Raw genomic sequence first — 22,011 nt, 5'->3', positions numbered from 1 at the left:
GTAACATTTCAATAAAAAAAGCGGAGAATTTCTCCGCTTTGAGTATGAACACGTGATGTGATTTTCATGGGCCGAATCGTTGTCCGGCCCTGTTGTTATGCTTTGTTATGCGGCTTCAATCTTGCGCACTTTTTCCGGGAGCTTTACCGGTTTGGTGGCCAGTGCGTCAGGTTCGAAGTCGTCCACGTTGATGCTGCGCAGGCGGCTCTCTTCGGCTTTCGTCAGAACGGCAGCTTCTTCCTGATCAATCAGCCCTTTCGCCAGCGCGTTGCGGGCCAGCTCATCAAGGCGGGTGAACGGCAGGTTTTTGCCAATCTCTTTGCAGATCCGCTGGTGGATAGGATCGGCAGCCATCACGTCAATCAGTGCTGATTCCAGCAGACCCACCGGGTTGTGCTCGCTCGGCGTCAGGTACTGACCGCGACCGATGCGCGAACGGGTGGCGCTTGGTACCTGCAGGATTTTCGCCACGGCGTGATCCAGTTTGTCAGAAGGTGCGGCGTAGTGGCGGCCCGTCGGGAAGATGACAAAGCGCATCACGCCTGCCACGAACCCGTTCGGGAAGTTGCGCAGCAGGTCATCAATGGCCTGTTCTGCCTGATGCAGGGCATCCTGAACACCCCAGTGAACCAGCGGTAGATCCGCTTCGTTCCGGCCTTCATCGTCATAGCGTTTCAGCACGGCAGAGGCCAGATAGAGCTGGCTCAGCACGTCGCCCAGGCGGGCTGAGATGCGCTCGCGACGCTTCAGGCTGCCGCCAAGTACCGCCATCGACACGTCTGACAGCAGCGCCAGGTTCGCGCTCAGGCGGTTCAGGTGTTGATAGTAACGACGAGTGGCATCGTGGGTTGGCGTGCTGCTGGTCAGGCCGCGAGTCAGGCCGAGCCAGAAGCTGCGCACTTTGTTGCTGCCCACGTGACCGATATGCTTAAACAGCAGCTGGTCGAACGCGTCCAGGTCTTTATTCTGCGCGGCGGCCATCTCTTCGAGCACGTACGGATGGCAGCGGATGGCGCCCTGGCCGAAGATCATCATGCTGCGGGTCAGGATGTTGGCACCTTCCACAGTGATGGCAATTGGTGCGCCCTGATAAGCACGGGCGAGGAAGTTGCCTTCGCCGAGCATAATGCCTTTCCCGCCGGTGATGTCCATCGCATCAATGATTGACTGCTGGCCGCGGTGGGTACAGTGGTATTTCACGATTGCCGACAGCACCGCCGGTTTTTCGCCGAGCATAATGCCGTAGGTAATCAGGGATGCAGCAGCATCCATCACGTAGGCGTTGCCGGCGATACGCGCGAGCGGCTCTTCAATCCCTTCCATCTTGCCGATGGAGATTTTGAACTGACGGCGAATGTGGGCATATGCACCCGTCGCCATCGCCACGGATTTCACGCCGCCCGTAGAGTTAGACGGCAGGGTAATGCCGCGGCCCACAGAGAGGCATTCCACCAGCATGCGCCAGCCCTGACCGGCCATTTTTGGCCCGCCGATGATGAAGTCGATCGGCACGAAGATATCCTGACCGCGGGTTGGACCGTTCTGGAACGGTACGTTCAGCGGGAAGTGACGACGGCCAATTTCCACGCCCGGCGTGCCGGTTGGGATCAGCGCACAGGTGATGCCTAAATCCTCTTCACCGCCGAGCAGTTTGTCCGGGTCAGAAAGTTTGAATGCCAGGCCCAGCACGGTGGCGATAGGGGCCAGCGTGATGTAGCGCTTGTTCCAGGTCAGGCGCATGCCCAGAACCTGTTCGCCCTGCCATTCACCCATGCAAACCACGCCGGTATCCGGAATAGCGCCCGCATCGGAACCCGCTTCAGGGCTGGTCAGCGCGAAGCATGGAATTTCCTGACCGCGTGCCAGACGCGGCAGATAATGATTTTTCTGCTCGTCGGTGCCGTAATGCTGCAGCAGCTCGCCCGGGCCTAAGGAGTTCGGTACACCGACGGTGATCGCCAGGATCCCGGAGACGCCGGAGAGTTTTTGCAGCACGCGGGACTGTGCGTAAGCGGAGAATTCCAGGCCGCCGTACTCTTTCTTGATGATCATCGCGAAGAAGCGATGTTCTTTCAGATACGCCCACAGTTCCGGCGGCAGATCGGCCATTTCGTGGGTGATTTCAAAGTCGTTTGCCATGCGGCACGCTTCTTCTACCGGCCCGTCGATAAAGGCCTGCTCTTCCGGCGTCAGGTGCGGCTGAGGATAGTTGTGCAGCTTTTTCCAGTCCGGATTGCCCTGGAACAGATCGCCTTCCCACCAGGTGGTGCCCGCTTCAATTGCTTCTTTTTCGGTGCGGGACATCGGCGGCATAACTTTGCTGAAGGTGCGGAACACCGGCGCGGAAATCATCGATTTACGCATTGGCGTCAGGTTGAACGGCAGCAGGATAATGGCCAGCGGCACCAGCAGCCAGATATTCCATAGCCCGACAGCGCCCAGCGCACCGGTCCAGACCAGCAGAACAAGGCTGCTCAGCAGCAGGTTAACCCGATGATAGAACAGCACCCCGAGTAACACGATGGTTGCAACAATACTCAAAATCATCATAAAGAAATGCTCCCTTGCTTGTAGGAGGTCTGACCACTTGTGATGATATGGTTGTAGTGGATGTTATTTCTTTTATCAATGTGTTTACAAAATAATTACAACCCAGCTCACACTGTTGCCGTATTCGGGGGCACGGAAAATCAAAAGCGGGGTGGATTACGCAGGGGAGTGCTTCTCGCGTCAGCCGCTATCCGTTACACTGCTGAGGTTAATAATCAAAGCGGAAGGACACTCCTCATGTACCAGGATCTGATTCGTAATGAACTGAACGAAGCCGCAGAAACGCTGGCTAATTTCCTCGCCGATGAAGCGAACATTCACGCTATCCAGCGCGCCGCAGTACTGCTGGCGGACAGCTTTAAGGCTGGCGGGAAAGTCCTTTCCTGCGGCAACGGCGGCTCACATTGCGATGCCATGCACTTTGCCGAAGAGCTGACTGGACGCTACCGCGAAAACCGTCCTGGCTACCCGGCGATCGCGATTTCCGACGTCAGCCATCTCTCTTGCGTGAGCAACGACTTCGGTTACGAATACGTCTTCTCCCGTTACGTGGAATCCGTTGGCCGTACCGGCGACGTGCTGTTTGGTATCTCCACCTCCGGTAATTCCGGCAACGTTATTAAAGCGATTGAAGCGGCGCGCGCGCAGGGCATGAAGGTGATCACCCTGACAGGTAAAGACGGCGGGAAAATGGCGGGTTCCGCGGACGTTGAAATTCGCGTGCCGCACTTTGGCTACGCCGATCGCATTCAGGAAATCCATATTAAGGTTATCCATATCCTGATTATGCTGATCGAAAAAGAGATGGTTAAGGCCTGATGATGTTGTGCCGGGCGGCACTGCGTTTGCCCGGCCAGCAACTCAGCCCACAGGCCGGGTAAGCAACGCGCCACCCGGCGCTGCCTGAAAGCGCTAAGAGGTGATTTATGTGCGAACTGCTCGGGATGAGCGCCAATGTGCCAACCGATATCTGCTTCAGCTTTACCGGGCTGGTACAGCGCGGTGGCGGCACCGGGCCGCATAAAGATGGCTGGGGAATTACCTTCTATGAGGGTAAAGGCTGCCGCACGTTTAAGGATCCGCAACCGAGCTTTCAGTCGCCGATTGCCCGGTTGGTGCAGGACTATCCGATCAAATCCTGCTCCGTCATTGCCCATATTCGCCAGGCGAACCGCGGCGAAGTGGCGCTGGAGAATACCCATCCCTTTACCCGCGAGCTTTGGGGCCGCAACTGGACCTACGCCCACAACGGGCAGCTGACGGGGTATAAATCGCTGGAAACCGGTCAGTTCCGCCCGGTAGGCGAAACCGACAGCGAAAAGGCCTTCTGCTGGCTGCTGCACAAACTCACTACACGCTACCCACGTACGCCGGGCAACATGAACGCGGTATTCAAATATATTGCGACGCTTGCGGGTGAGCTGCGCGAAAAGGGCGTGTTCAATATGCTGTTGTCGGATGGGCGCTACGTAATGGCGTTTTGCTCGACCAATCTGTACTGGATCACGCGTCGTGCGCCGTTTGGGGTGGCAACGCTGCTGGATCAGGATGTGGAAATTGATTTTCAGCGGGAAACCACACCGAACGATGTGGTCACCGTGATTGCCACACAGCCGTTAACCGGCAATGAAACCTGGCACAAGATTATGCCAGGCGAGTGGGCGTTATTTTGCCTGGGGGAGCGTGTAGTTTGACACGAGCTGCGAGCGCACCTCGTGGCTCAGCGGCTTGCTGACAACATAGCGTCCGTTGACGACGGAAACCGTTGGCGGCTTATGCGTCTGCTGGAAGTAGTCATATCCCGGCTTCAGCTGTGACCAGAAGTCTTTATAGTATGAATATTTGTGGCGTTCCATGTTGGCGTCGGTCATGCGGAACGGGTAAATGCTCACCTGCACGCTTGACTGACCAAACACCAGCGCGCCGGTCACGAACTGGAAAATCTCATCAATACCGGTATCGGTCATGGCGTAGCAGCCAATCGACACGCAGGCACCGTGGATCATCAGGTATTTCCCTTCATAGCCGTGTGCCTGATCGTAGGCATTTGGAAAGCCGATGTTGATGGCTTTATAGAAGCGGCTGTCGGGTTTGAGCTGACTGCGGGAGACGTTATAAAAGCCTTCCGGAGATTTGAAATCGCCCTGACGCTGTTTTGGCCCCAGCCCGCCGGAATAGTTGCAGATTTTGTAGCTGTCGAGCAGCTGGTACGTTTCGCCCATCTTCACGTAAAGATCAAGGGTGCGTTCTTCTTTGAAGATCTGGATATAAACCGGTGAGCCCATCAGCTGCTGCTTGTATTCTTTGCTGACTGGCGTGGTCGAGCTGGAGCTGCTCAGCAAACCGGCAAATGACATGCACGGGATCAACAGCATCGCAAGTAACAATGCGATTTTGCGCATACTACATGTTCCTTGATAAAACGGTGAAGAGAGGCCGGGAGGCCAAAATAAACCCGGAATCAGAATTGTCCTGAATTGGTGCGCTCACATTAGCATCACCAAAGTTTTTCGCAAGTCCGGACTGCGCGGTTTACAAATAAGTTTTACGTTATAAACCGTTTTTCTGCTCAAATCTGTCAGAACTTTGCGTATTTGCTCGCAAATACTGGCCTGCAAACCGCGTAAATGCTGCTTTCGAGCGACTCATCCTGTAAACTTCTTCGGTCTTACGATCAGGTTAAGAAAGGATGCTTTACTCTCATCGCACTGCCGCCAGCAGCGCCCTCTGGCCCTGGCTTTTCCTTTCTTATTTCTTCTTTCTACGCTGGGTTTTAGTGACAGTAACGACATGATTAAAATTACAAAAGGGTTGAATCTGCCTATCGCAGGCGTGCCTTCGCAGGAGACTGCCGAAAGCGTAAAGATCACACGCGTTGCCGTTCTGGGAGAAGAGTTTATCGGCATGCGCCCTTTAATGGCGGTGCAGGAAGGCGACCGTGTGCGTAAAGGGCAAGTGCTTTTTGAAGATAAAAAGACGCCCGGCGTATGTTTTACCGCTCCGGCAAGCGGTGTGGTCAGCGCCATTCACCGTGGCGAACGCCGCGTGCTGCAGGCCGTGGTCATTGATATCGACGGTGAAGACGCGATTGCGTTTCCACGCACGGAGGCCGCGGAACTCGTTCGGCTGGATCGCGAAGTGGTGCAGCAGCAACTGCTGGCGTCAGGTTTATGGACCAGCCTGCGCACGCGGCCTTTCAGCAAAATTCCGGTACCGGCAAGCGTGCCAGCGGCGATTTTTGTCACCGCTATCGATACCAACCCGCTGGCCGCCGATCCGCTGCCCATCATCTTTCAGCATCGCGAAGCCTTTAATGCGGGCTTAACGGCGTTGACGCGCCTGACGGACGGCAAAGTGCACGTCTGCCAGGCAAGCGGCGGCATACTGGGCGGGCATCCCGTCGGCCAGGTCACCTTCAATACCTTCACCGGGCCGCATCCGGCAGGCCTTCCGGGCACGCACATCCATTTTCTCGAACCGGTCAGCCTGACGAAGCAGGTCTGGCATCTGAATTATCAGGATGTTATCGCCATCGGCAAGCTGTTCGTGGAGGGCGAGCTGTGGACGGAGCGCGTTATCTCTCTTGCCGGGCCGCAGGTGAAAACGCCGCGCCTGGTGAAAACTCAGCTTGGCGCAAGCCTTGAACAGCTGACGGCAGGTGAACTTGCTGAGGGTGAAAACAGGGTTATTTCCGGATCGGTGCTGAGCGGGACGCGTGCGCTGGGGCCATATGCGTTCCTCGGCCGCTACCACCTGCAGGTGAGCGTAGTGAAAGAAGGGCGTGAGAAAGAGCTGTTTGGCTGGGTGATGCCCGGCAAAGACAAATTCTCTGTTACCCGTACCACGCTCGGCCATTTTCTCAAGCGCAAGCTGTTCAGCTTCTCCACGGACACTCACGGCGGCGAACGGGCGATGGTGCCCATTGGCAACTACGAGCGCGTGATGCCGCTGGATATTTTACCGACGCACCTGCTCCGCGATTTGCTGGCTGGCGATACCGACAGCGCGCAGGCGCTGGGCTGTCTCGAACTTGACGAAGAAGATCTGGCGCTTTGCACCTATGTTTGCCCGGCAAAATATGAATACGGCCCGGCGCTGCGTGAGGTCTTAACCCGCATTGAGCAGGAAGGATAAATGATGGGTTTGAAAAATCTGCTGGAAAAAATTGAGCCGCACTTTACTCAAGGTGGCAGGCTGGAGAAGTATTACCCGCTGTATGAAGCGGCGGCGACTATTTTCTACACGCCGGGTCAGGTGACCAGAGGGGCATCGCACGTTCGTGATGCCATCGATCTCAAACGCATGATGATCCTGGTATGGCTGGCGGTATTCCCGGCCATGTTCTGGGGTATGTACAACGTCGGGCTGCAAACCCTTCCGGCTTTGCACAAGCTTTACGGCGTGGAACAGCTGCAGCAGGTGATTGCCAGCCACTGGCACTACAGCGTGGCACAGTGGCTGGGCGTGAGCTTCGCGCCAGATGCGGGCTGGCTCAGCATGATGGGATTAGGCGCGGTCTTCTTCCTGCCCATTTATCTGACCGTATTCATCGTCGGCGGCTTCTGGGAAGTGCTGTTTGCCATCGTGCGCAAACATGAAATCAATGAAGGCTTCTTTGTCACCTCCATTTTGTTCGCGCTGATTGTGCCACCCACGCTGCCGCTGTGGCAGGCGGCGCTCGGCATCAGCTTTGGCGTAGTGATCGGCAAGGAGATTTTTGGCGGAACCGGACGTAATTTCCTCAACCCTGCACTGGCGGGGCGTGCGTTTCTGTTCTTCGCCTATCCAGCGCAAATCTCGGGCGATCTGGTGTGGACGGCAGCGGATGGCTTCTCAGGTGCAACGCCGCTTTCCCAATGGGCAAGCCACGGCGGAGAAGCGCTGGTGAACGTTACCACCGGGCAGCCCGTCACCTGGATGGATGCCTTCCTCGGTAACATTCCAGGTTCAATTGGTGAAGTCTCCACGCTGATGATTTTGCTCGGCGGCGCGCTCATTATTTTCGGTCGTATTGCTTCCTGGCGCATCGTCGCGGGCGTGATGCTCGGCATGATAGCGACAGCCACCCTGTTCAACTTTATCGGCTCCGCGACTAACCCAATGTTTGCCATGCCGTGGTACTGGCATCTGGTGCTCGGCGGGTTTGCCTTCGGCATGATGTTTATGGCGACGGATCCGGTTTCGGCATCCTTTACCGACAAAGGGAAATGGGCCTACGGTGCGCTGATTGGCGTGATGTGCGTGCTAATCCGCGTGGTTAACCCGGCGTATCCGGAAGGCATGATGCTGGCCATTCTGTTTGCCAACCTCTTTGCACCGCTGTTCGATTACCTGGTGGTGCAGGCCAACATCAAACGGAGGAAGTCGCGTGGCTGAAGTGAAAAGTAACGATAGCATCGGTAAAACGCTGCTGGTTGTGCTGGTGCTTTGCCTGGTTTGCTCCGTCATCGTGGCGGGCTCGGCGGTCGGTCTGAAGCCCCGTCAGCAGGAGCAGCGAGCGCTGGATAAGCAGCGCAATATTCTGGCTGCAGCCGGGCTGATGCAGCCGGAAATGACGCCGGGCGACGTCGCATCGGTTTTTGCCGGGCGTATTTCTCCGCGATTGTTGGATCTGAAAAGCGGTGCGCTGCTGGATAAAGATCCGGGCACTTTTAACCAGGGGCTGGCGCTTAAAGATCCTGCTCAGAGCATTCAGCTGGCGGCCGGCGACGATCCGGCTGGCATTAAGCGACGGAGCAACGTGGTGGAAATCTACCTCGTTAAAGATGCTCAGCAAAAGGTGCAGCAGGTGGTGCTGCCTGTTTACGGCAACGGCCTGTGGTCGATGATGTATGCCTTTGTGGCGCTGGATACAGACGGACGCACGGTGAAAGGCATCACTTACTACGATCAGGGTGAAACGCCGGGGCTCGGTGGGGAAGTGGAAAACCCGGCCTGGCGTAAGCAGTTTGTCGGTAAAAAAGTGCTGGATGACAACGGCATGCCTGCGCTGAAGGTCATGAAAGGCGCGGCGCGTCCGGGCGATGAGTATGCGGTGGACGGGCTGTCCGGCGCGACGCTGACCTCCAACGGCGTGCAGCACAGTTTTGATTTCTGGATGGGAGAGCAGGGTTTTGGGCCATTCCTCAAACAGATGCGTGAAGGAGGCCTGAACCATGGCTGAACTCGGTGAAATGAAAGAAGTAAAACGGGTGCTGGTGGGGCCGCTTATTGCCAATAACCCGATTGCGCTGCAGGTGCTGGGCGTCTGTTCGGCGCTGGCGGTAACGACCAGGCTGGAAACGGCCTTCGTGATGACCATTGCGGTCACGCTGGTGACGGCGTTTTCCAGCATGTTTATCTCGATGATCCGCCAGCACATTCCGAACAGCGTGCGCATTATCGTGCAGATGGCGATCATCGCCTCTCTGGTGATTGTGGTCGATCAGCTCTTACGTGCGTTCGCCTATGAAACGTCTAAACAGCTGTCGGTATTCGTTGGGCTCATCATCACCAACTGTATTGTGATGGGGCGCGCCGAAGCCTACGCCATGAAGTCGCCGCCGCTGGCGAGCTTTATGGACGGCATCGGTAACGGCCTGGGCTATGGTGCAATCCTGATGATTGTCGGGTTCCTGCGCGAGCTTATCGGCAGCGGAAAACTGTTTGGTATCACCGTGCTGCAAACCGTGCAGAACGGCGGCTGGTATCAGCCAAACGGCCTGTTCCTGCTCGCCCCGAGCGCGTTTTTCATCATTGGTTTGCTTATCTGGGCGCTGCGCAGCTGGAAGCCGGAACAGCAGGAGAAGGAGTAACTGACTATGGCTCATTACCTCAGTCTTTTTGTGCGCGCGGTGTTTGTGGAAAATATGGCGCTGGCCTTCTTCCTTGGCATGTGTACGTTCCTGGCGGTATCGAAGAAAGTCTCTACGGCATTTGGCCTGGGCGTGGCGGTCACCGTCGTGCTTGGGATCTCCGTGCCGGTCAACAACCTGATCTACAACCTGGTGCTGCGCGACGGTGCGCTGGTGGAAGGAGTGGATCTGAGCTTCCTCAATTTCATCACCTTTATCGGGGTGATCGCCGCTCTGGTGCAAATCCTTGAGATGATCCTCGATAAATACTTCCCGTCGCTCTACAACGCGCTCGGGATCTTCCTGCCGCTTATCGCCGTGAACTGCGCCATATTCGGCGGCGTGTCGTTTATGGTACAGCGCGACTACAGCTTCCCGGAATCCATCGTTTATGGCTTTGGCTCCGGTATCGGCTGGATGCTGGCGATTGTGGCGATGGCAGGCATTCGCGAAAAAATGAAGTACGCCAACGTGCCCGCAGGACTGCGCGGCTTAGGGATCACCTTTATCACCACCGGACTGATGGCGCTGGGCTTTATGTCATTCTCCGGCGTGCAGCTATAAGGGCGTAAGCGATGGAAATCATTCTCGGCGTAGTCATGTTTACGCTTATCGTGCTGGCGTTGTCGTTGTTGATTCTGGCGGCGCGCGCCAGGCTTGTGAACGCGGGCGACGTGGTCATTGAGATCAACAGCGAGGCGGACAAGCAGATTCGTACTCCGGCGGGCGATAAGCTGCTGAATACGCTCTCCAGCAACGGTATTTTTGTTTCTTCGGCATGCGGCGGCGGCGGCTCATGCGGGCAGTGCCGCGTGACGGTGAAAGAGGGGGGAGGCGATATTCTGCCGACTGAGCTTTCGCATATCAGCAAGCGTGAAGCGAAAGAGGGCTGTCGTCTGGCGTGCCAGGTGGCGGTTCGTCAGAACATGAAAATCGAGCTGCCGGAAGAGATCTTCGGTGTCAAAAAATGGGAGTGCGAGGTTATCTCCAACGATAATAAAGCCACCTTCATTAAAGAGCTGAAGCTTGCAATCCCGGAAGGCGAAAGCGTGCCGTTTCGCGCGGGAGGCTATATTCAGATTGAGTGCCCGTCGCACAAAGTCGCCTATGCCGATTTCGACGTGCCGGACGAATACCGCGGCGACTGGGATAAATTTAACCTTTTCCGCTATGTATCCGAGGTCAAAGAGCCGACGCTGCGAGCCTACTCGATGGCGAACTACCCGGATGAGAAGGGCATTATCATGCTCAACGTCCGTATCGCCACGCCGCCGCCGTCCGCAGCGGATGTGCCACCCGGCATCATGTCGTCGTATATCTGGTCGCTGAAAGCGGGCGATAAGGTCACGATTTCGGGGCCGTTTGGCGAATTCTTCGCGAAAGAAACGGACGCAGAAATGGTCTTTATTGGTGGTGGTGCGGGTATGGCGCCGATGCGTTCGCATATTTTCGATCAGCTCAAGCGTCTCGGGAGTCAGCGCAAAATCAGCTTCTGGTACGGTGCACGCTCGCTGCGCGAAATGTTCTACGATGATGAGTTTGAACAGCTTGCGCGCGATAATCCGAACTTCACCTTCCACGTGGCGCTCTCCGATCCGCAGCCGGAAGATAACTGGACGGGGCACACCGGGTTTATCCATAACGTGTTGTATGAAAACTACCTGAAGCACCATAACGCCCCGGAAGACTGCGAGTTCTATATGTGCGGGCCGCCGGTGATGAATGCGGCGGTCATCAGAATGCTGAAAGATCTTGGCGTTGAAGATGAAAACATCATGCTCGACGATTTCGGAGGCTGAAGATGTTGACGGTCTTTCTGGCTACGTTCGCGGTGTTTGTGCTGGTTGTCTTCGGCATGTCGCTCGGCTATCTGGTGAAGCGTAAAAGTATTCAGGGGAGCTGCGGCGGGATTTCGTCGCTGGGGCTGGAGAAGGTCTGCGATTGCCCCGAGCCGTGCGATGCACGCAAAAAGCGCCTGGCCCGCGAGGCGCAGCGCCAGCAAAACCGTATACTCTGAATTTGTTTCTGACATAGGCCCGGCAAACGAGGTGTCGCCGGGCAACATTCCTCGAAGCCAAATCCTCGCCTTCGCGTCTCTCATTATTTTACTGTATACTTAACCAGTAATGTGTGAGGGCTGAGTATGCGCAAAATTATCCATGTCGATATGGACTGTTTTTTCGCCGCGGTGGAAATGCGGGATAATCCAGCCCTGCGCGATATTCCCATTGCCATCGGCGGAAGCCGGGAGCGGCGGGGAGTGATCAGCACTGCTAACTATCCGGCACGTAAGTTTGGCGTGCGCAGCGCGATGCCGACCGGAATGGCCCTCAAGCTTTGTCCACACCTCACGCTGCTTCCCGGCCGATTCGACGCCTACAAAGAAGCCTCAAACCACATCCGCGAAATATTCTCCCGTTACACTTCGCTGATTGAGCCGCTCTCGCTGGACGAGGCCTACCTGGATGTGACCGACAGCATGCACTGCCACGGTTCGGCCACGCTGATGGCGGAAGAGATCCGCCAGACTATCCATAAGGAGCTGGATTTGACAGCATCGGCTGGCATTGCGCCGGTGAAATTTCTGGCCAAAATCGCTTCCGATCTGAATAAGCCCAACGGCCAGTACGTGATCACACCTGATGATGTCCCCGTTTTCCTGAAAACGCTGCCGCTGGCGAAAATTCCGGGCGTTGGCAAAGTTTCTGCCGCGAAGCTCGAAAACATGGGGCTCCGCACCTGTGAAGACGTGCAGCGAACCGATCTGGCGATGCTGCTTAAACGCTTTGGTAAGTTTGGTCGGGTGCTGTGGGAGCGCAGCAACGGCATTGACGAGCGAGATGTGAACAGCGAGCGGCTGCGCAAATCAATCGGCGTGGAGCGCACTTTGGCGGAGGACATTCACGAATGGAGCGACTGCGAGGCAATCATCGTGAACCAGCTATACCCGGAGCTTGAGCGCAGGCTTACGAAAGTAAAACCGGATCTGCTGATTGCCCGCCAGGGTATCAAGCTTAAGTTTAATGACTTTCAGCAGACCACCCAGGAGCATGTCTGGCCGAAGCTGAACAAAGACGATCTGATCGCGACGGCGTATAAAACCTGGCAGGAGAGACGAGGCGGGCGCGGCGTGAGGCTGGTAGGGGTGCATGTGACGCTGCTCGATCCACAGCTTGAACGGCAGCTGGTTTTAGGGCTGTGACGCCTGGCGGCGTTTTGCTTGCGCAGGCCTACGCTGATGACAAATTTGTAGGCCCGGTAAGCTTGCGCCACCGGGCTCGAGCCAACAAAAAAGCCTCCGTCCGGAGGCTTTTTTATGCAGAGATCAGCAGGCTTATTTTGCCGCTATTTACTTCGCAGGAATGGCTTTCAGCAGTTCGGTCAGCAGGGTCCAGTACTGGCCCACGCTTTCGATGTGAACCTGCTCGTCCGGCGAGTGCGGGCCGGTGATGGTTGGGCCGATGGAAACCATGTCCATGTCCGGATACGGTTTTTTGAACAAACCGCATTCCAGACCGGCGTGGATGATCTGGATGTTCGGCGTTTTGTCGAACAGGCGCTGATAGGTTTCGCGCACCAGGTGCATTACCGGAGAGTTAGCATCAGGCTGCCAGCCTGGGTAGCCACCCTTCGGTGCCGTTTTCGCGCCTGCCAGCTTGCCCAGTGATTCCAGCATGCTGACCACGTAGTCTTTGCCGCTGTCGATCAGAGAACGAATCAGGCAGATGATTTCGACGTTGTCGTCCTGCATGGTGACCACGCCGACGTTCAGGGAAGTTTCCACCACGCCTTTAGCGACGTCGGAATTACGGATCACGCCGTTTGGGGTAGCGTTCAGCAGCTGAATGAAGCTGTCGCGGGATTTTTCACTCAGGGCGTTTTTATCCGCGCTGACCGCTTCCAGAATCACGATCAGGTTCTTCTCTTTTGCTTCCAGCTCATTTTTCAGGATGGCCTGGTATTCTGCTGCCAGTGCTTTCAGGGTATCCGCTTTCGCCGCTGGTACCGCCACGGTGGTGAAGGCTTCGCGCGGGATGGCGTTGCGCAGAGTACCGCCGTTGAAATCAACCAGGCGCAGATCCAGCTCGGCTGCGTGACCGGCCAGGAAACGCGCCAGCAGTTTGTTGGCGTTGCCCAGACCTAAATGAATATCGCCGCCGGAGTGGCCGCCTTTCAGGCCTTTCAGGGTCAGCTTAAAGCTCTGGAAGCCAGCCGGAATCGCTTCACGAGTCAGCGGCAGGGTGGTGATAAAATCGATCCCGCCCGCGCAGCCCATGTAGATCTCACCTTCTTCTTCGGAGTCGGTGTTGATCAGGATGTCCGCCTGCAGCCAGTTTGGCTGAAGACCAAACGCACCGTCCATGCCTGCTTCTTCGGTCATGGTCAGCAGCACTTCCAGCGGGCCGTGAACCACGGTGTCGTCCGCCAGCACAGCCAGCGCAGAAGCCATACCGATGCCATTATCCGCACCCAGTGTGGTGCCGCGTGCTTTTACCCACTCGCCGTCGATGTATGGCTGAATCGGATCTTTAGTGAAGTCGTGAACGGTGTCGTTGTTTTTCTGCGGCACCATATCGAGGTGAGCCTGCATAACCACCGGTTTGCGGTTTTCCATACCTGCCGTTGCGGCTTTACGAATCAGGATGTTACCTACCTGGTCGCGCTCTGCATGCAGGCCTTTTTCCTTTGCCCAGCCCATGATGTGTTCGGCAAGCTGTTCTTCGTGATAGGAGGGATGGGGAATGGAACAGATTTTGGCAAAAATGTCCCACAGTGGCTGCGGGGACAGTTGAGACAGTTCAGACACGGTGAGTCTCCTTACGGCTCCTGCAAAACGGCTTGCAGGTAATGGGTTAGCAAGGGCAAACAGGCGTGGAGCCTGACTTGCGAGATGGCGTTGAGAATACCACTTTCTGCCCGCTCTGGTAGTGGGATACGCGCAAAAACTCCCGGCGAGGCCGTTAAACACTGGTTTTTAGTGCGTCAGATCTCTATAATCTCGCGCAACCTGGAATCACCCCGAACATTTTTTAAGCCGTTTTACAGGCTGGGATACAATCACATGAGCGAAAAATACGTCGTTACCTGGGACATGTTGCAGATCCATGCACGCAAACTGGCCGCGCGCCTGATGCCCTCCGAGCAGTGGAAAGGCATTATTGCCGTCAGCCGTGGAGGTCTGGTACCAGGCGCTCTGCTGGCCCGTGAACTGGGTATTCGTCATGTCGATACCGTCTGCATTTCCAGCTACGACCACGACAACCAGCGCGAGCTGAAAGTCCTGAAGCGTGCCGAAGGCGATGGTGAAGGCTTTATCGTGATTGACGATCTGGTCGACACCGGTGGCACCGCCGTTGCAATTCGTGAAATGTACCCGAAAGCGCACTTCGTCACTATCTTCGCTAAGCCTGCCGGCAAGCCGCTGGTTGATGATTACGTGATTGATATCCCTCAGGATACCTGGATTGAGCAGCCGTGGGATATGGGCGTGGTGTTTGTGCCGCCTATCTCTGGCCGTTAATTCAACACTATTCTTTCAGCGCCCGGCTTGCCGGGCGTTGTTCTTTTTGGCGCCCGGCAGGTTACAATAGAGTCCATGTCGTATTTATGGAGTCTATGCGATGCCAGAAGCCAACCTCAGCGAAGTCCTCTTTAAGCCCCGTTTTAAACACCCCGAAACCTCGACGCTGGTGCGTCGTTTTAATGCTGGCTCGCAGCCCGCGGTGCAATCTGCGCTGGACGGAAAAAACGTGCCGCACTGGTATCGGATGGTCAACCGCCTGATGTGGATCTGGCGCGGCGTTACGCCGCAGGAAATTCTCGACGTGCAGGCGCGTATCGTCATGAGCGAGGCCGAGCGCACCGACGCTGAACTTTACGATACGGTAGTGGGCTACCGCGGTGGCAACTGGATATACGAGTGGTCAAAACAGGCAATGCTCTGGCAGCAGAAGGCCACGCAGGAGCAGGATGACGCGAAAGCGGGCCGCCACTGGCTCCACGCTTCCAACCTTTACAGCATTGCTGCTTACCCGCACCTCAAAGGCGACGAGCTGGCCGACCAGGCTCAGGCGCTGGCGAATCGTGCCTATGAGGAAGCGGCACAGCGCCTGCCTGGCTCTATGCGTGAGCTGGAGTTCACCATTCCGGGTGGCGCGCCCGTCAGCGGTTTCCTGCATATGCCGCCGGGGGATGGCCCATTTCCGACCGTGCTGATGTGCGGCGGGCTGGATGCATTGCAAAGCGACAACTACAGCCTGTTTGAGCGCTATCTGGCGCCGCTCGGCATCGCCATGCTGACGCTGGATATGCCGTCGATTGGTTTCTCATCAAAATGGAAGCTCACTCAGGACTCGAGCTTCCTGCATCAGCAGGTGCTGAAGAACCTGCCAAACATTCCGTGGGTTGATCATACCCGGGTGGCCGCATTTGGTTTCCGCTTTGGCGCGAACGTGGCGGTGCGTCTGGCGTATCTGGAATCGCCGCGTTTGAAAGCAGTGGCCTGTCTTGGGCCGGTGGTGCATGGTCTGCTGTGCGATCCGCTGCGTCAGGGGAACGTGCCGGAAATGTATCTCGACGTGCTGGCGTCCCGACTGGGTATGCACGATGCTTCCGACGACGCTTTACGCGTTGAGCTTAATCGCTATTCGCTGAAAACTCAGGGGCTGCTGGGGCGGCGCTGCCCGACGCCAATGCTTTCCGGCTACTGGCAGAACGATCCTTTCAGCCCGGAAGAGGAGTCACGCCTCATCACCTCTTCCTCTGCGGATGGTAAATTGATGCAGATCCCGTTTAAGCCGGTTTACCGTAATTTTGACAAAGCGCTGAAAGAAATTGCCGGGTGGATCAACGATCGATTAGGTTAATAGATTGCTAAATTCTATTGTTTTGGTAAAACAGGTGCATCACTAAAGGAGACTGTAATGACGTTACCGAGTGGACACCCGAAGAGTAAACTGATCAAGAAGTTCATGGCCCTGGGCCCGTACATCCGGGAAGAGCAGTGTGAGGACAATCGCTTCTTCTTCGATTGCCTGGCCGTCTGCGTCAATGTTAAACCGGCACCCGAGAAGCGTGAATTCTGGGGCTGGTGGCTGGAAATGGAAGCCCAGGAAAAGCGGTTTACCTACAGCTATCAGTTTGGCCTGTTCGACAAAGACGGCGTCTGGCAGCCGACGGCTATCAAAGACACCGAAGTGACTGACCGGCTGGAACAAACGTTGCGTGATTTCCATGTGCGAGCAGAAGAGCTGCTGAAAACCCTGGGTCTGAAGCTGGAGCCTGCCGAAGACGTTACCCAGCCCGTGAGATTATCAGCCTGAAATCTGCCAGAATAATAAAAAGGCCCCTCATCATGAGGGGCCTTTTGCATTGGGGAATAATCAGAACTGATAAACCAGGCCCAGAGCAACCACGTCGTCGTTGTTCAGGGCAAGCTTATTGTCATCGCTCAGCTGGTTAATTTTATAATCCACAAAGGCAGACATGTTTTTGTTGAAGTAGTAAGTTGCCGCTACGTCAATATATTTCACCAGATCCGCATCGCCAACGCCTTCAATATCCTTGCCTTTAGACTGGATATAACCGATGGACGGGCGCAGACCGAAATCAAACTGGTATTGTGCCACAACTTCAAACGCCTGGTTTTTATTCGCAAAACCGCTGACTTTGGTATCTACACCGCCGATCGAAGCCGTGCCGGAAATTGGCGTCATATTACGGGTTTCAGCATAAATCGCAGCCAGGTAAACGTTGTTAGCATCGTATTTAAAGCCAGTGGTCCAGGCTTCGGCGTCGCTGCCCTTGCCGAAATCGCTGTCCTGCTGGGTCAGCGTGCGGTTAGAGTTGGCGTACGCTGCGCCCAGAGTGAAGCCCGAGTCGCCGAAATCATAGCTCAGAGAGGTACCGAAGCCGTCTCCGTTGGCTTTGCTGGCCGCACGGCCATCGTTCTCGTTCTTGCCCTGATACTGTACCGCCACTTTCAGGCCGTCGACCAGGCCGAAGAAGTTGTTGTTACGGTAGGTTGCAACACCGTTGGCACGACCGGTCATGAAGTTATCGGTTTTAACGAAGGAGTCATCACCGAACTCCGGGATCATATCCGTGTAGGCCGCAACGTTATACAGAATGCCGTAGTTACGACCGTAGTCGAAGGAGCCTGCGTCACCTGCTTTCAGACCCGCAAAAGCCAGACGGGTTTTCGTCGTATTCGGGTCACCTTCCACTTTGTTGGCGGCAACCTGATATTCCCACTGACCAAAACCGGTCAGCTGGTCGTTAATTTGAGTCTGGCCCTTAAAGCCCAGACGAATATAAGACTGGTCGCCATCCACGGCATCGTTATCACTCATATAGTGTTCGGCTTTCACGCGGCCGTAAAGATCCAGCTTATTACCGTCTTTGTTATAAACTTCTGCGGCTTGTGCTGCACCAGTAGACATTACGCCCAGTACGATTAATGCCAGTGTTGTCTTTTTCATTTTTAACCCTGATTTATCTACGCGCTGAAATTTGGGAACTCGCCCGATGTAAAAAACAGGAAGGGTTGTAACGCCGGGAAATGAACGTTTTATGACAAAGTAAGAATAATTTTAAATATCTGTATTTATCTATTTCTGTCATAAAAAAGCCATTTTCTGCCGCTACGCTTCCTGATCCCGCGCAACAAAGTGCTCAGCAACCCTTTGCGGGAGTTGGCAAGCCGCCTGACTCCTGCTAAAACGTCCTTTTCGTAATGATTGAATGGCAGAGAATCATGAGTGACAGCCAGACGCTGGTCGTAAAACTGGGTACCAGTGTATTAACCGGTGGCTCGCGCCGCCTGAACCGTGCGCATATCGTTGAACTGGTGCGTCAGTGCGCGCAGCTTCACGCCGCAGGACATCGTATTGTGATCGTGACGTCAGGCGCGATTGCCGCCGGACGCGAACACCTGGGCTACCCGGAACTCCCTGCCACTATCGCTTCCAAACAGCTGCTGGCGGCTGTTGGCCAGAGCCGTCTGATTCAGCTCTGGGAACAGCTTTTCTCCATCTACGGCATTCACGTGGGTCAGATGCTGCTGACTCGTGCCGATATGGAGGATCGCGAACGCTTCCTGAATGCACGCGACACGCTGCGTGCGCTGCTGGATAACAACATCGTACCGGTCATTAACGAGAATGACGCGGTGGCGACAGCTGAAATTAAAGTTGGCGATAACGACAATCTCTCCGCGCTGGCGGCCATTCTGGCGGGAGCGGACAAGCTTCTGTTGCTGACAGATCAGCAAGGCCTGTTCACCGCCGATCCGCGCACCAACCCGCAGGCGGAGCTGATCCAGGACGTTCACGGCATTGATGATGCGCTGCGCGCCATTGCTGGCGACAGCGTTTCCGGCCTTGGTACCGGCGGTATGGGTACTAAATTACAGGCCGCCGACGTCGCCTGCCGCGCGGGCATCGATACCATTATCGCTGCGGGCAGCCGCCCGGGCGTAATTGGCGACGTGATGGAAGGCATTGCCGTTGGCACCCGCTTCCACGCGCAAACCTCTCCGCTCGAAACCCGTAAGCGCTGGATTTTTGGCGCACCTCCTGCGGGAGAAATTACGGTTGATGAAGGCGCTGTTTCCGCGATTCTGGAAAGAGGGAGTTCATTACTTCCAAAAGGAATTAAAAGAGTGACAGGCAACTTCTCCCGTGGTGAAGTAATCCGTATTCGTACGCTGGACGGTCGCGACATCGCCCACGGCGTATCCCGCTACAACAGCGACGCGCTGCGCCGCATTGCCGGCCAGCACTCACAGCAAATCGACGCCATTCTTGGCTACGAGTATGGCCCGGTAGCCGTGCATCGCGACGACATGATCATCCGTTAAGGAGCTTTCAATGCTGGAACAAATGGGCATCGCTGCCAAAGCGGCTTCGTACAAGCTGGCGCAGCTGTCCGGCCGCGAAAAAAATCAGGTTCTGGAAAAGATTGCTGATTATCTGGAAGCGCAGACGGATACGATTTTGAGCGCTAATGCGCAGGATCTGGAAGAGGCTCGCGCCAGTGGCCTGAGTGAAGCGCTGCTCGATCGCCTGACGCTGACGCCCGCTCGCCTGAAAAGCATCGCTGATGACGTGCGTCAGGTGTGCAAGCTCGCCGATCCGGTCGGGCAGGTAATAGACGGCGGATTGCTGGACAGCGGCCTGCGTATCGAACGTCGCCGCGTGCCGCTTGGCGTGGTAGGGGTGATTTATGAAGCGCGTCCGAACGTCACGGTAGACGTTGCCTCGCTGTGCCTGAAAACGGGCAACGCGGCTATCCTGCGCGGGGGGAAAGAGACCTGGCGCACGAATGCCGCTACCGTAAAAGTGATCCAGCAGGCGCTGGAAGAGTGCGGTTTGCCGGCGGGTGCCGTGCAGGCCATTGAAAGCCCGGACCGCGCGCTGGTGAACGAAATGCTGCGCATGGACAAATATATCGACATGCTGATCCCACGCGGTGGCGCTGGTCTGCACAAGCTGTGCCGCGAGCAGTCGACGATCCCGGTGATCACTGGCGGAATTGGCGTGTGTCATATCTACGTCGATGATTCTGCAGAGTTTGAACCGGCCCTGAAGATTATCGTTAACGCCAAAACCCAGCGTCCGAGCACCTGCAATACCGTGGAAACGCTGCTGGTCCATAAAGATATCGCCGACACATTCCTGCCTGTGCTGAGCAAACAGATGGCGGAAAGTGGTGTAACGCTGCACGCAGACGCTAACGCGCTGTCGCAGCTTCAGGCTGGCCCGGCGAAGGTGGAAGCGGTTCAGACGCAGCAGTATGACGATGAATATCTGTCGCTGGATTTGAACGTGAAGCTGGTCGACGGCCTCGACGGCGCAATTGCGCATATTCGGGAGCACGGAACCCAGCATTCCGACGCCATTCTGACCCGTACGCTGCGCAACGCCGACCGCTTTATCAACGAAGTGGATTCCTCTGCGGTGTACGTCAATGCCTCTACCCGCTTCACCGACGGCGGCCAGTTTGGCCTGGGGGCCGAAGTGGCGGTCAGCACGCAGAAGCTGCACGCACGCGGCCCGATGGGGCTCGAAGCGTTGACCACCTACAAGTGGATTGGCTTTGGTGACGATACAATCCGTGCGTAATTGAAAACGGGTGATGCAAAAACAGGCAGTTGATTCTAAAGGCCATTGACGCATCACCCGCAGCGTTTTAAGCTTTTGCCCCGTAGCACTTCCCCTCAGTGCCGATATAGCTCAGTTGGTAGAGCAGCGCATTCGTAATGCGAAGGTCGTAGGTTCGACTCCTATTATCGGCACCATTTCAAACTCTTCCCAAGCCTACCGAAATCAACTTAAAGCCCGTATACTGCGGTTTCTAGCCCGTATTTTATCTCCTGTTATCAACTGGACTCAACCGGAATCAAGTTACAGTTGGGGGCATAAGTGGGGGCATTCTGTGTTCGGTCCAGGGAGATGCCCCCAATGAAGCTAAATGCGCGACAGGTGGATGCAGCTAAACCCAGAGAGAAAGCCTACAAGCTGGCAGATGGTGCTGGTTTGTATCTTGAAGTCGTTCCCTCTGGTTCTCGATACTGGCGGATGAAATATCGCTTCAATGGAAAAGAGAAGCGTATGGCTTTTGGTGTTTATCCAGCTGTGTCCCTTGCACAAGCTCGGGCACTGCGTGATGAAGCCAAGAAAAAACTGGCCGAAGGTATCGATCCATCGTTTGCAAAGAAAGAAGAAAAGCTGATTCGTGATGTGCAGCTCAATAATACGTTCCAGTCTGTGGCGCTTGAGTGGCACGGTACGAAGGTGAGCAGATGGTCAGAAGGGTATGCTTCAGACATTCTGGAGGCCCTTAATAAAGATATTTTCCCCTATATCGGCCAGCAGCCGGTGAATGAAATCAAGCCATTGGTTCTACTGAATGTGTTACGTCGAATGGAAAGTCGTGGCGCGACAGAGAAGGCCAAGAAGGTTCGCCAGCGCTGCAGCGAAGTCTTTCGTTACGCCATCGTTACTGGCCGTGCGGAATACAACCCTGCAGCGGATCTAACCAGCGCGATGTCAGGGCATGAATCGAAGCATTATCCCTTCCTTACCGTTGAGGAGTTACCAGACTTCTTTAAAGCTCTTTCTGGCTATACAGGCAGCCCGCTGGTTGTTCTTTCCGCTCGTCTGCTGATCCTTACGGGAGTTCGCACTGGCGAGCTCCGAGGTGCTTTCTGGAGTGAGTTTGATCTTGAAAAAGCGGTGTGGGAAATTCCCGCGGAGCGTATGAAGATGAAACGCCCTCACCTTGTCCCCCTCTCTACCCAAGCGCTTGAGATCGTACAGCAGCTCAAAGTGATGTCTGGGCAATATCCTCTGGTGTTTCCTGGAAGGAATGATCCCCGCAAAACAATGAGCGAAGCGAGTATTAATCAGGTGTTTAAGCGGATTGGATACACGGGGAAGGTAACGGGACATGGTTTCCGCCACACGATGAGTACGATTTTGCATGAGAAAGGGTTCAATACGGCATGGATTGAAACCCAGCTGGCTCACGTTGATAAGAATGCGATTCGTGGGACGTATAACCATGCGTTGTATCTGGAAGGAAGGAGGGAGATGATGCAGTGGTACTGCCAGCACACCTGTTTTAG

20 protein-coding genes and 1 tRNA gene are annotated in these 22,011 nt (G+C 55.7%); 17 read left to right on the top strand and 4 right to left on the bottom strand.

The genetic code is table 11. The features are described from left to right. Window positions 1–105: 105 nt before the first annotated feature. Window positions 106–2,550 (bottom strand): acyl-CoA dehydrogenase FadE, encoded by a 2,445-nt coding sequence (fadE, locus tag AB1287_RS21925; protein ID WP_435619096.1) that lies wholly within the window; start codon window positions 2,548–2,550, stop codon window positions 106–108. Window positions 2,551–2,787: 237 nt separating this feature from the next. Between fadE and lpcA the strand changes: the two genes are divergently transcribed. Together lpcA and AB1287_RS21915 are read left to right on the top strand one after the other, a co-directional pair. Then, window positions 2,788–3,369 (top strand): D-sedoheptulose 7-phosphate isomerase, encoded by a 582-nt coding sequence (lpcA, locus tag AB1287_RS21920; RefSeq protein ID WP_312629295.1) that lies wholly within the window; start codon window positions 2,788–2,790, stop codon window positions 3,367–3,369. 107 nt (window positions 3,370–3,476) lie between these two features. Next, window positions 3,477–4,244, top strand: coding sequence for a class II glutamine amidotransferase (locus tag AB1287_RS21915; protein ID WP_312629293.1), 768 nt, complete (start codon window positions 3,477–3,479; stop codon window positions 4,242–4,244). On the opposite strand, the gene dpaA is transcribed toward AB1287_RS21915, so the two are convergent. Beyond that, window positions 4,215–4,952 (bottom strand): peptidoglycan meso-diaminopimelic acid protein amidase, encoded by a 738-nt coding sequence (dpaA, locus tag AB1287_RS21910; RefSeq protein ID WP_312629292.1) that lies wholly within the window; start codon window positions 4,950–4,952, stop codon window positions 4,215–4,217. The two genes, AB1287_RS21915 and dpaA, sit on opposite strands and share 30 nt — an antisense overlap. A 388-nt stretch (window positions 4,953–5,340) precedes the next feature. On the opposite strand from dpaA, the gene AB1287_RS21905 reads away from it, so the two are divergent. The 8 genes from AB1287_RS21905 (at window position 5,341) to dinB (ending at window position 12,585) form a co-directional block, all read left to right on the top strand. Then, entirely contained in the window at window positions 5,341–6,684 is a 1,344-nt protein-coding gene (locus AB1287_RS21905) for a Na(+)-translocating NADH-quinone reductase subunit A (protein WP_435619095.1), read from the top strand. Window positions 6,685–6,687: 3 nt separating this feature from the next. Further along, entirely contained in the window at window positions 6,688–7,926 is a 1,239-nt protein-coding gene (locus tag AB1287_RS21900; RefSeq protein WP_312629360.1) for an NADH:ubiquinone reductase (Na(+)-transporting) subunit B, read from the top strand. Then, window positions 7,919–8,713: a Na(+)-translocating NADH-quinone reductase subunit C gene (locus tag AB1287_RS21895; RefSeq protein WP_435619094.1), complete on the top strand. Its 795-nt coding sequence runs from the start codon at window positions 7,919–7,921 to the stop codon at window positions 8,711–8,713. The genes AB1287_RS21900 and AB1287_RS21895 overlap by 8 nt, the downstream gene beginning before the upstream one ends. Next, the gene (locus AB1287_RS21890) at window positions 8,706–9,344 is read left to right on the top strand and encodes an NADH:ubiquinone reductase (Na(+)-transporting) subunit D (protein ID WP_435619093.1); all 639 of its coding nucleotides are present in this window, start codon (window positions 8,706–8,708) and stop codon (window positions 9,342–9,344) included. The genes AB1287_RS21895 and AB1287_RS21890 overlap by 8 nt, the downstream gene beginning before the upstream one ends. 6 nt (window positions 9,345–9,350) lie before the next feature. Further along, window positions 9,351–9,947 (top strand): NADH:ubiquinone reductase (Na(+)-transporting) subunit E, encoded by a 597-nt coding sequence (gene nqrE / locus AB1287_RS21885; RefSeq protein ID WP_435619092.1) that lies wholly within the window; start codon window positions 9,351–9,353, stop codon window positions 9,945–9,947. Window positions 9,948–9,958: 11 nt separating this feature from the next. Next, window positions 9,959–11,182, top strand: coding sequence for an NADH:ubiquinone reductase (Na(+)-transporting) subunit F (nqrF, locus tag AB1287_RS21880; RefSeq protein ID WP_435619091.1), 1,224 nt, complete (start codon window positions 9,959–9,961; stop codon window positions 11,180–11,182). A 2-nt stretch (window positions 11,183–11,184) separates the two neighbouring features. Beyond that, window positions 11,185–11,400, top strand: a complete 216-nt coding sequence (gene nqrM, locus AB1287_RS21875; protein ID WP_435619090.1) for a (Na+)-NQR maturation NqrM — start codon at window positions 11,185–11,187, stop codon at window positions 11,398–11,400. A 126-nt stretch (window positions 11,401–11,526) separates the two neighbouring features. Then, the gene (gene dinB / locus AB1287_RS21870; RefSeq protein WP_312624890.1) at window positions 11,527–12,585 is read left to right on the top strand and encodes a DNA polymerase IV; all 1,059 of its coding nucleotides are present in this window, start codon (window positions 11,527–11,529) and stop codon (window positions 12,583–12,585) included. Window positions 12,586–12,732: 147 nt separating this feature from the next. On the opposite strand, the gene pepD is transcribed toward dinB, so the two are convergent. After that, entirely contained in the window at window positions 12,733–14,190 is a 1,458-nt protein-coding gene (pepD, locus tag AB1287_RS21865) for a cytosol nonspecific dipeptidase (RefSeq protein WP_312624889.1), read from the bottom strand. A gap of 255 nt (window positions 14,191–14,445) precedes the next feature. Between pepD and gpt the strand changes: the two genes are divergently transcribed. From gpt to crl, 3 genes are all read left to right on the top strand, one after another. Next, window positions 14,446–14,904: a xanthine phosphoribosyltransferase gene (gene gpt / locus AB1287_RS21860; RefSeq protein ID WP_312624888.1), complete on the top strand. Its 459-nt coding sequence runs from the start codon at window positions 14,446–14,448 to the stop codon at window positions 14,902–14,904. Between the two features lie 100 nt (window positions 14,905–15,004). After that, window positions 15,005–16,249 (top strand): esterase FrsA, encoded by a 1,245-nt coding sequence (frsA, locus tag AB1287_RS21855; protein ID WP_435619089.1) that lies wholly within the window; start codon window positions 15,005–15,007, stop codon window positions 16,247–16,249. A gap of 57 nt (window positions 16,250–16,306) precedes the next feature. Then, on the top strand, window positions 16,307–16,705 hold the full coding sequence (gene crl / locus AB1287_RS21850; RefSeq protein WP_312624885.1) for a sigma factor-binding protein Crl: 399 nt from the start codon (window positions 16,307–16,309) through the stop codon (window positions 16,703–16,705). Window positions 16,706–16,765: 60 nt separating this feature from the next. Here crl and ompC read toward each other — a convergent pair whose 3' ends face one another. Then, window positions 16,766–17,863, bottom strand: coding sequence for a porin OmpC (gene ompC, locus AB1287_RS21845; protein ID WP_435619088.1), 1,098 nt, complete (start codon window positions 17,861–17,863; stop codon window positions 16,766–16,768). Window positions 17,864–18,138: 275 nt separating this feature from the next. On the opposite strand from ompC, the gene proB reads away from it, so the two are divergent. The 4 genes from proB to AB1287_RS21825 form a co-directional block, all read left to right on the top strand. Then, on the top strand, window positions 18,139–19,242 hold the full coding sequence (proB, locus tag AB1287_RS21840) for a glutamate 5-kinase (protein ID WP_435619087.1): 1,104 nt from the start codon (window positions 18,139–18,141) through the stop codon (window positions 19,240–19,242). Between the two features lie 10 nt (window positions 19,243–19,252). Then, window positions 19,253–20,506: a glutamate-5-semialdehyde dehydrogenase gene (proA, locus tag AB1287_RS21835; RefSeq protein WP_435619086.1), complete on the top strand. Its 1,254-nt coding sequence runs from the start codon at window positions 19,253–19,255 to the stop codon at window positions 20,504–20,506. Window positions 20,507–20,606: 100 nt separating this feature from the next. Continuing rightward, window positions 20,607–20,682, top strand: a tRNA-Thr gene (locus AB1287_RS21830). A 163-nt stretch (window positions 20,683–20,845) separates the two neighbouring features. Further along, window positions 20,846–22,011, top strand: a 1,166-nt coding sequence (locus AB1287_RS21825) for a tyrosine-type recombinase/integrase (protein WP_435619085.1), incomplete at its 3' end; no start/stop codon positions are given.

It is taken from the genome of Scandinavium sp. UTDF21-P1B (assembly GCF_040750395.1).
In the GTDB taxonomy this organism is placed as follows: Bacteria; Pseudomonadota; Gammaproteobacteria; order Enterobacterales; family Enterobacteriaceae; genus Scandinavium.
The sequence above is the reverse complement of the archived record's forward strand: the minus strand, read 5'-3'. Positions and strand labels throughout refer to the sequence as shown.

Bases quoted from the DNA above. Each gene is read 5' to 3' on its own strand.
- fadE (WP_435619096.1), bottom strand. From the start codon at position 2,550: ATGATGATTTTGAGTATTGTTGCAACCATCGTGTTACTCGGGGTGCTG.
- lpcA (WP_312629295.1), top strand. From the start codon at position 2,788: ATGTACCAGGATCTGATTCGTAATGAACTGAACGAAGCCGCAGAAACG.
- AB1287_RS21915 (WP_312629293.1), top strand. From the start codon at position 3,477: ATGTGCGAACTGCTCGGGATGAGCGCCAATGTGCCAACCGATATCTGC.
- dpaA (WP_312629292.1), bottom strand. From the start codon at position 4,952: ATGCGCAAAATCGCATTGTTACTTGCGATGCTGTTGATCCCGTGCATG.
- AB1287_RS21905 (WP_435619095.1), top strand. From the start codon at position 5,341: ATGATTAAAATTACAAAAGGGTTGAATCTGCCTATCGCAGGCGTGCCT.
- AB1287_RS21900 (WP_312629360.1), top strand. From the start codon at position 6,688: ATGGGTTTGAAAAATCTGCTGGAAAAAATTGAGCCGCACTTTACTCAA.
- AB1287_RS21890 (WP_435619093.1), top strand. From the start codon at position 8,706: ATGGCTGAACTCGGTGAAATGAAAGAAGTAAAACGGGTGCTGGTGGGG.
- nqrE (WP_435619092.1), top strand. From the start codon at position 9,351: ATGGCTCATTACCTCAGTCTTTTTGTGCGCGCGGTGTTTGTGGAAAAT.
- nqrF (WP_435619091.1), top strand. From the start codon at position 9,959: ATGGAAATCATTCTCGGCGTAGTCATGTTTACGCTTATCGTGCTGGCG.
- nqrM (WP_435619090.1), top strand. From the start codon at position 11,185: ATGTTGACGGTCTTTCTGGCTACGTTCGCGGTGTTTGTGCTGGTTGTC.
- dinB (WP_312624890.1), top strand. From the start codon at position 11,527: ATGCGCAAAATTATCCATGTCGATATGGACTGTTTTTTCGCCGCGGTG.
- gpt (WP_312624888.1), top strand. From the start codon at position 14,446: ATGAGCGAAAAATACGTCGTTACCTGGGACATGTTGCAGATCCATGCA.
- frsA (WP_435619089.1), top strand. From the start codon at position 15,005: ATGCCAGAAGCCAACCTCAGCGAAGTCCTCTTTAAGCCCCGTTTTAAA.
- crl (WP_312624885.1), top strand. From the start codon at position 16,307: ATGACGTTACCGAGTGGACACCCGAAGAGTAAACTGATCAAGAAGTTC.
- ompC (WP_435619088.1), bottom strand. From the start codon at position 17,863: ATGAAAAAGACAACACTGGCATTAATCGTACTGGGCGTAATGTCTACT.
- proB (WP_435619087.1), top strand. From the start codon at position 18,139: ATGAGTGACAGCCAGACGCTGGTCGTAAAACTGGGTACCAGTGTATTA.
- proA (WP_435619086.1), top strand. From the start codon at position 19,253: ATGCTGGAACAAATGGGCATCGCTGCCAAAGCGGCTTCGTACAAGCTG.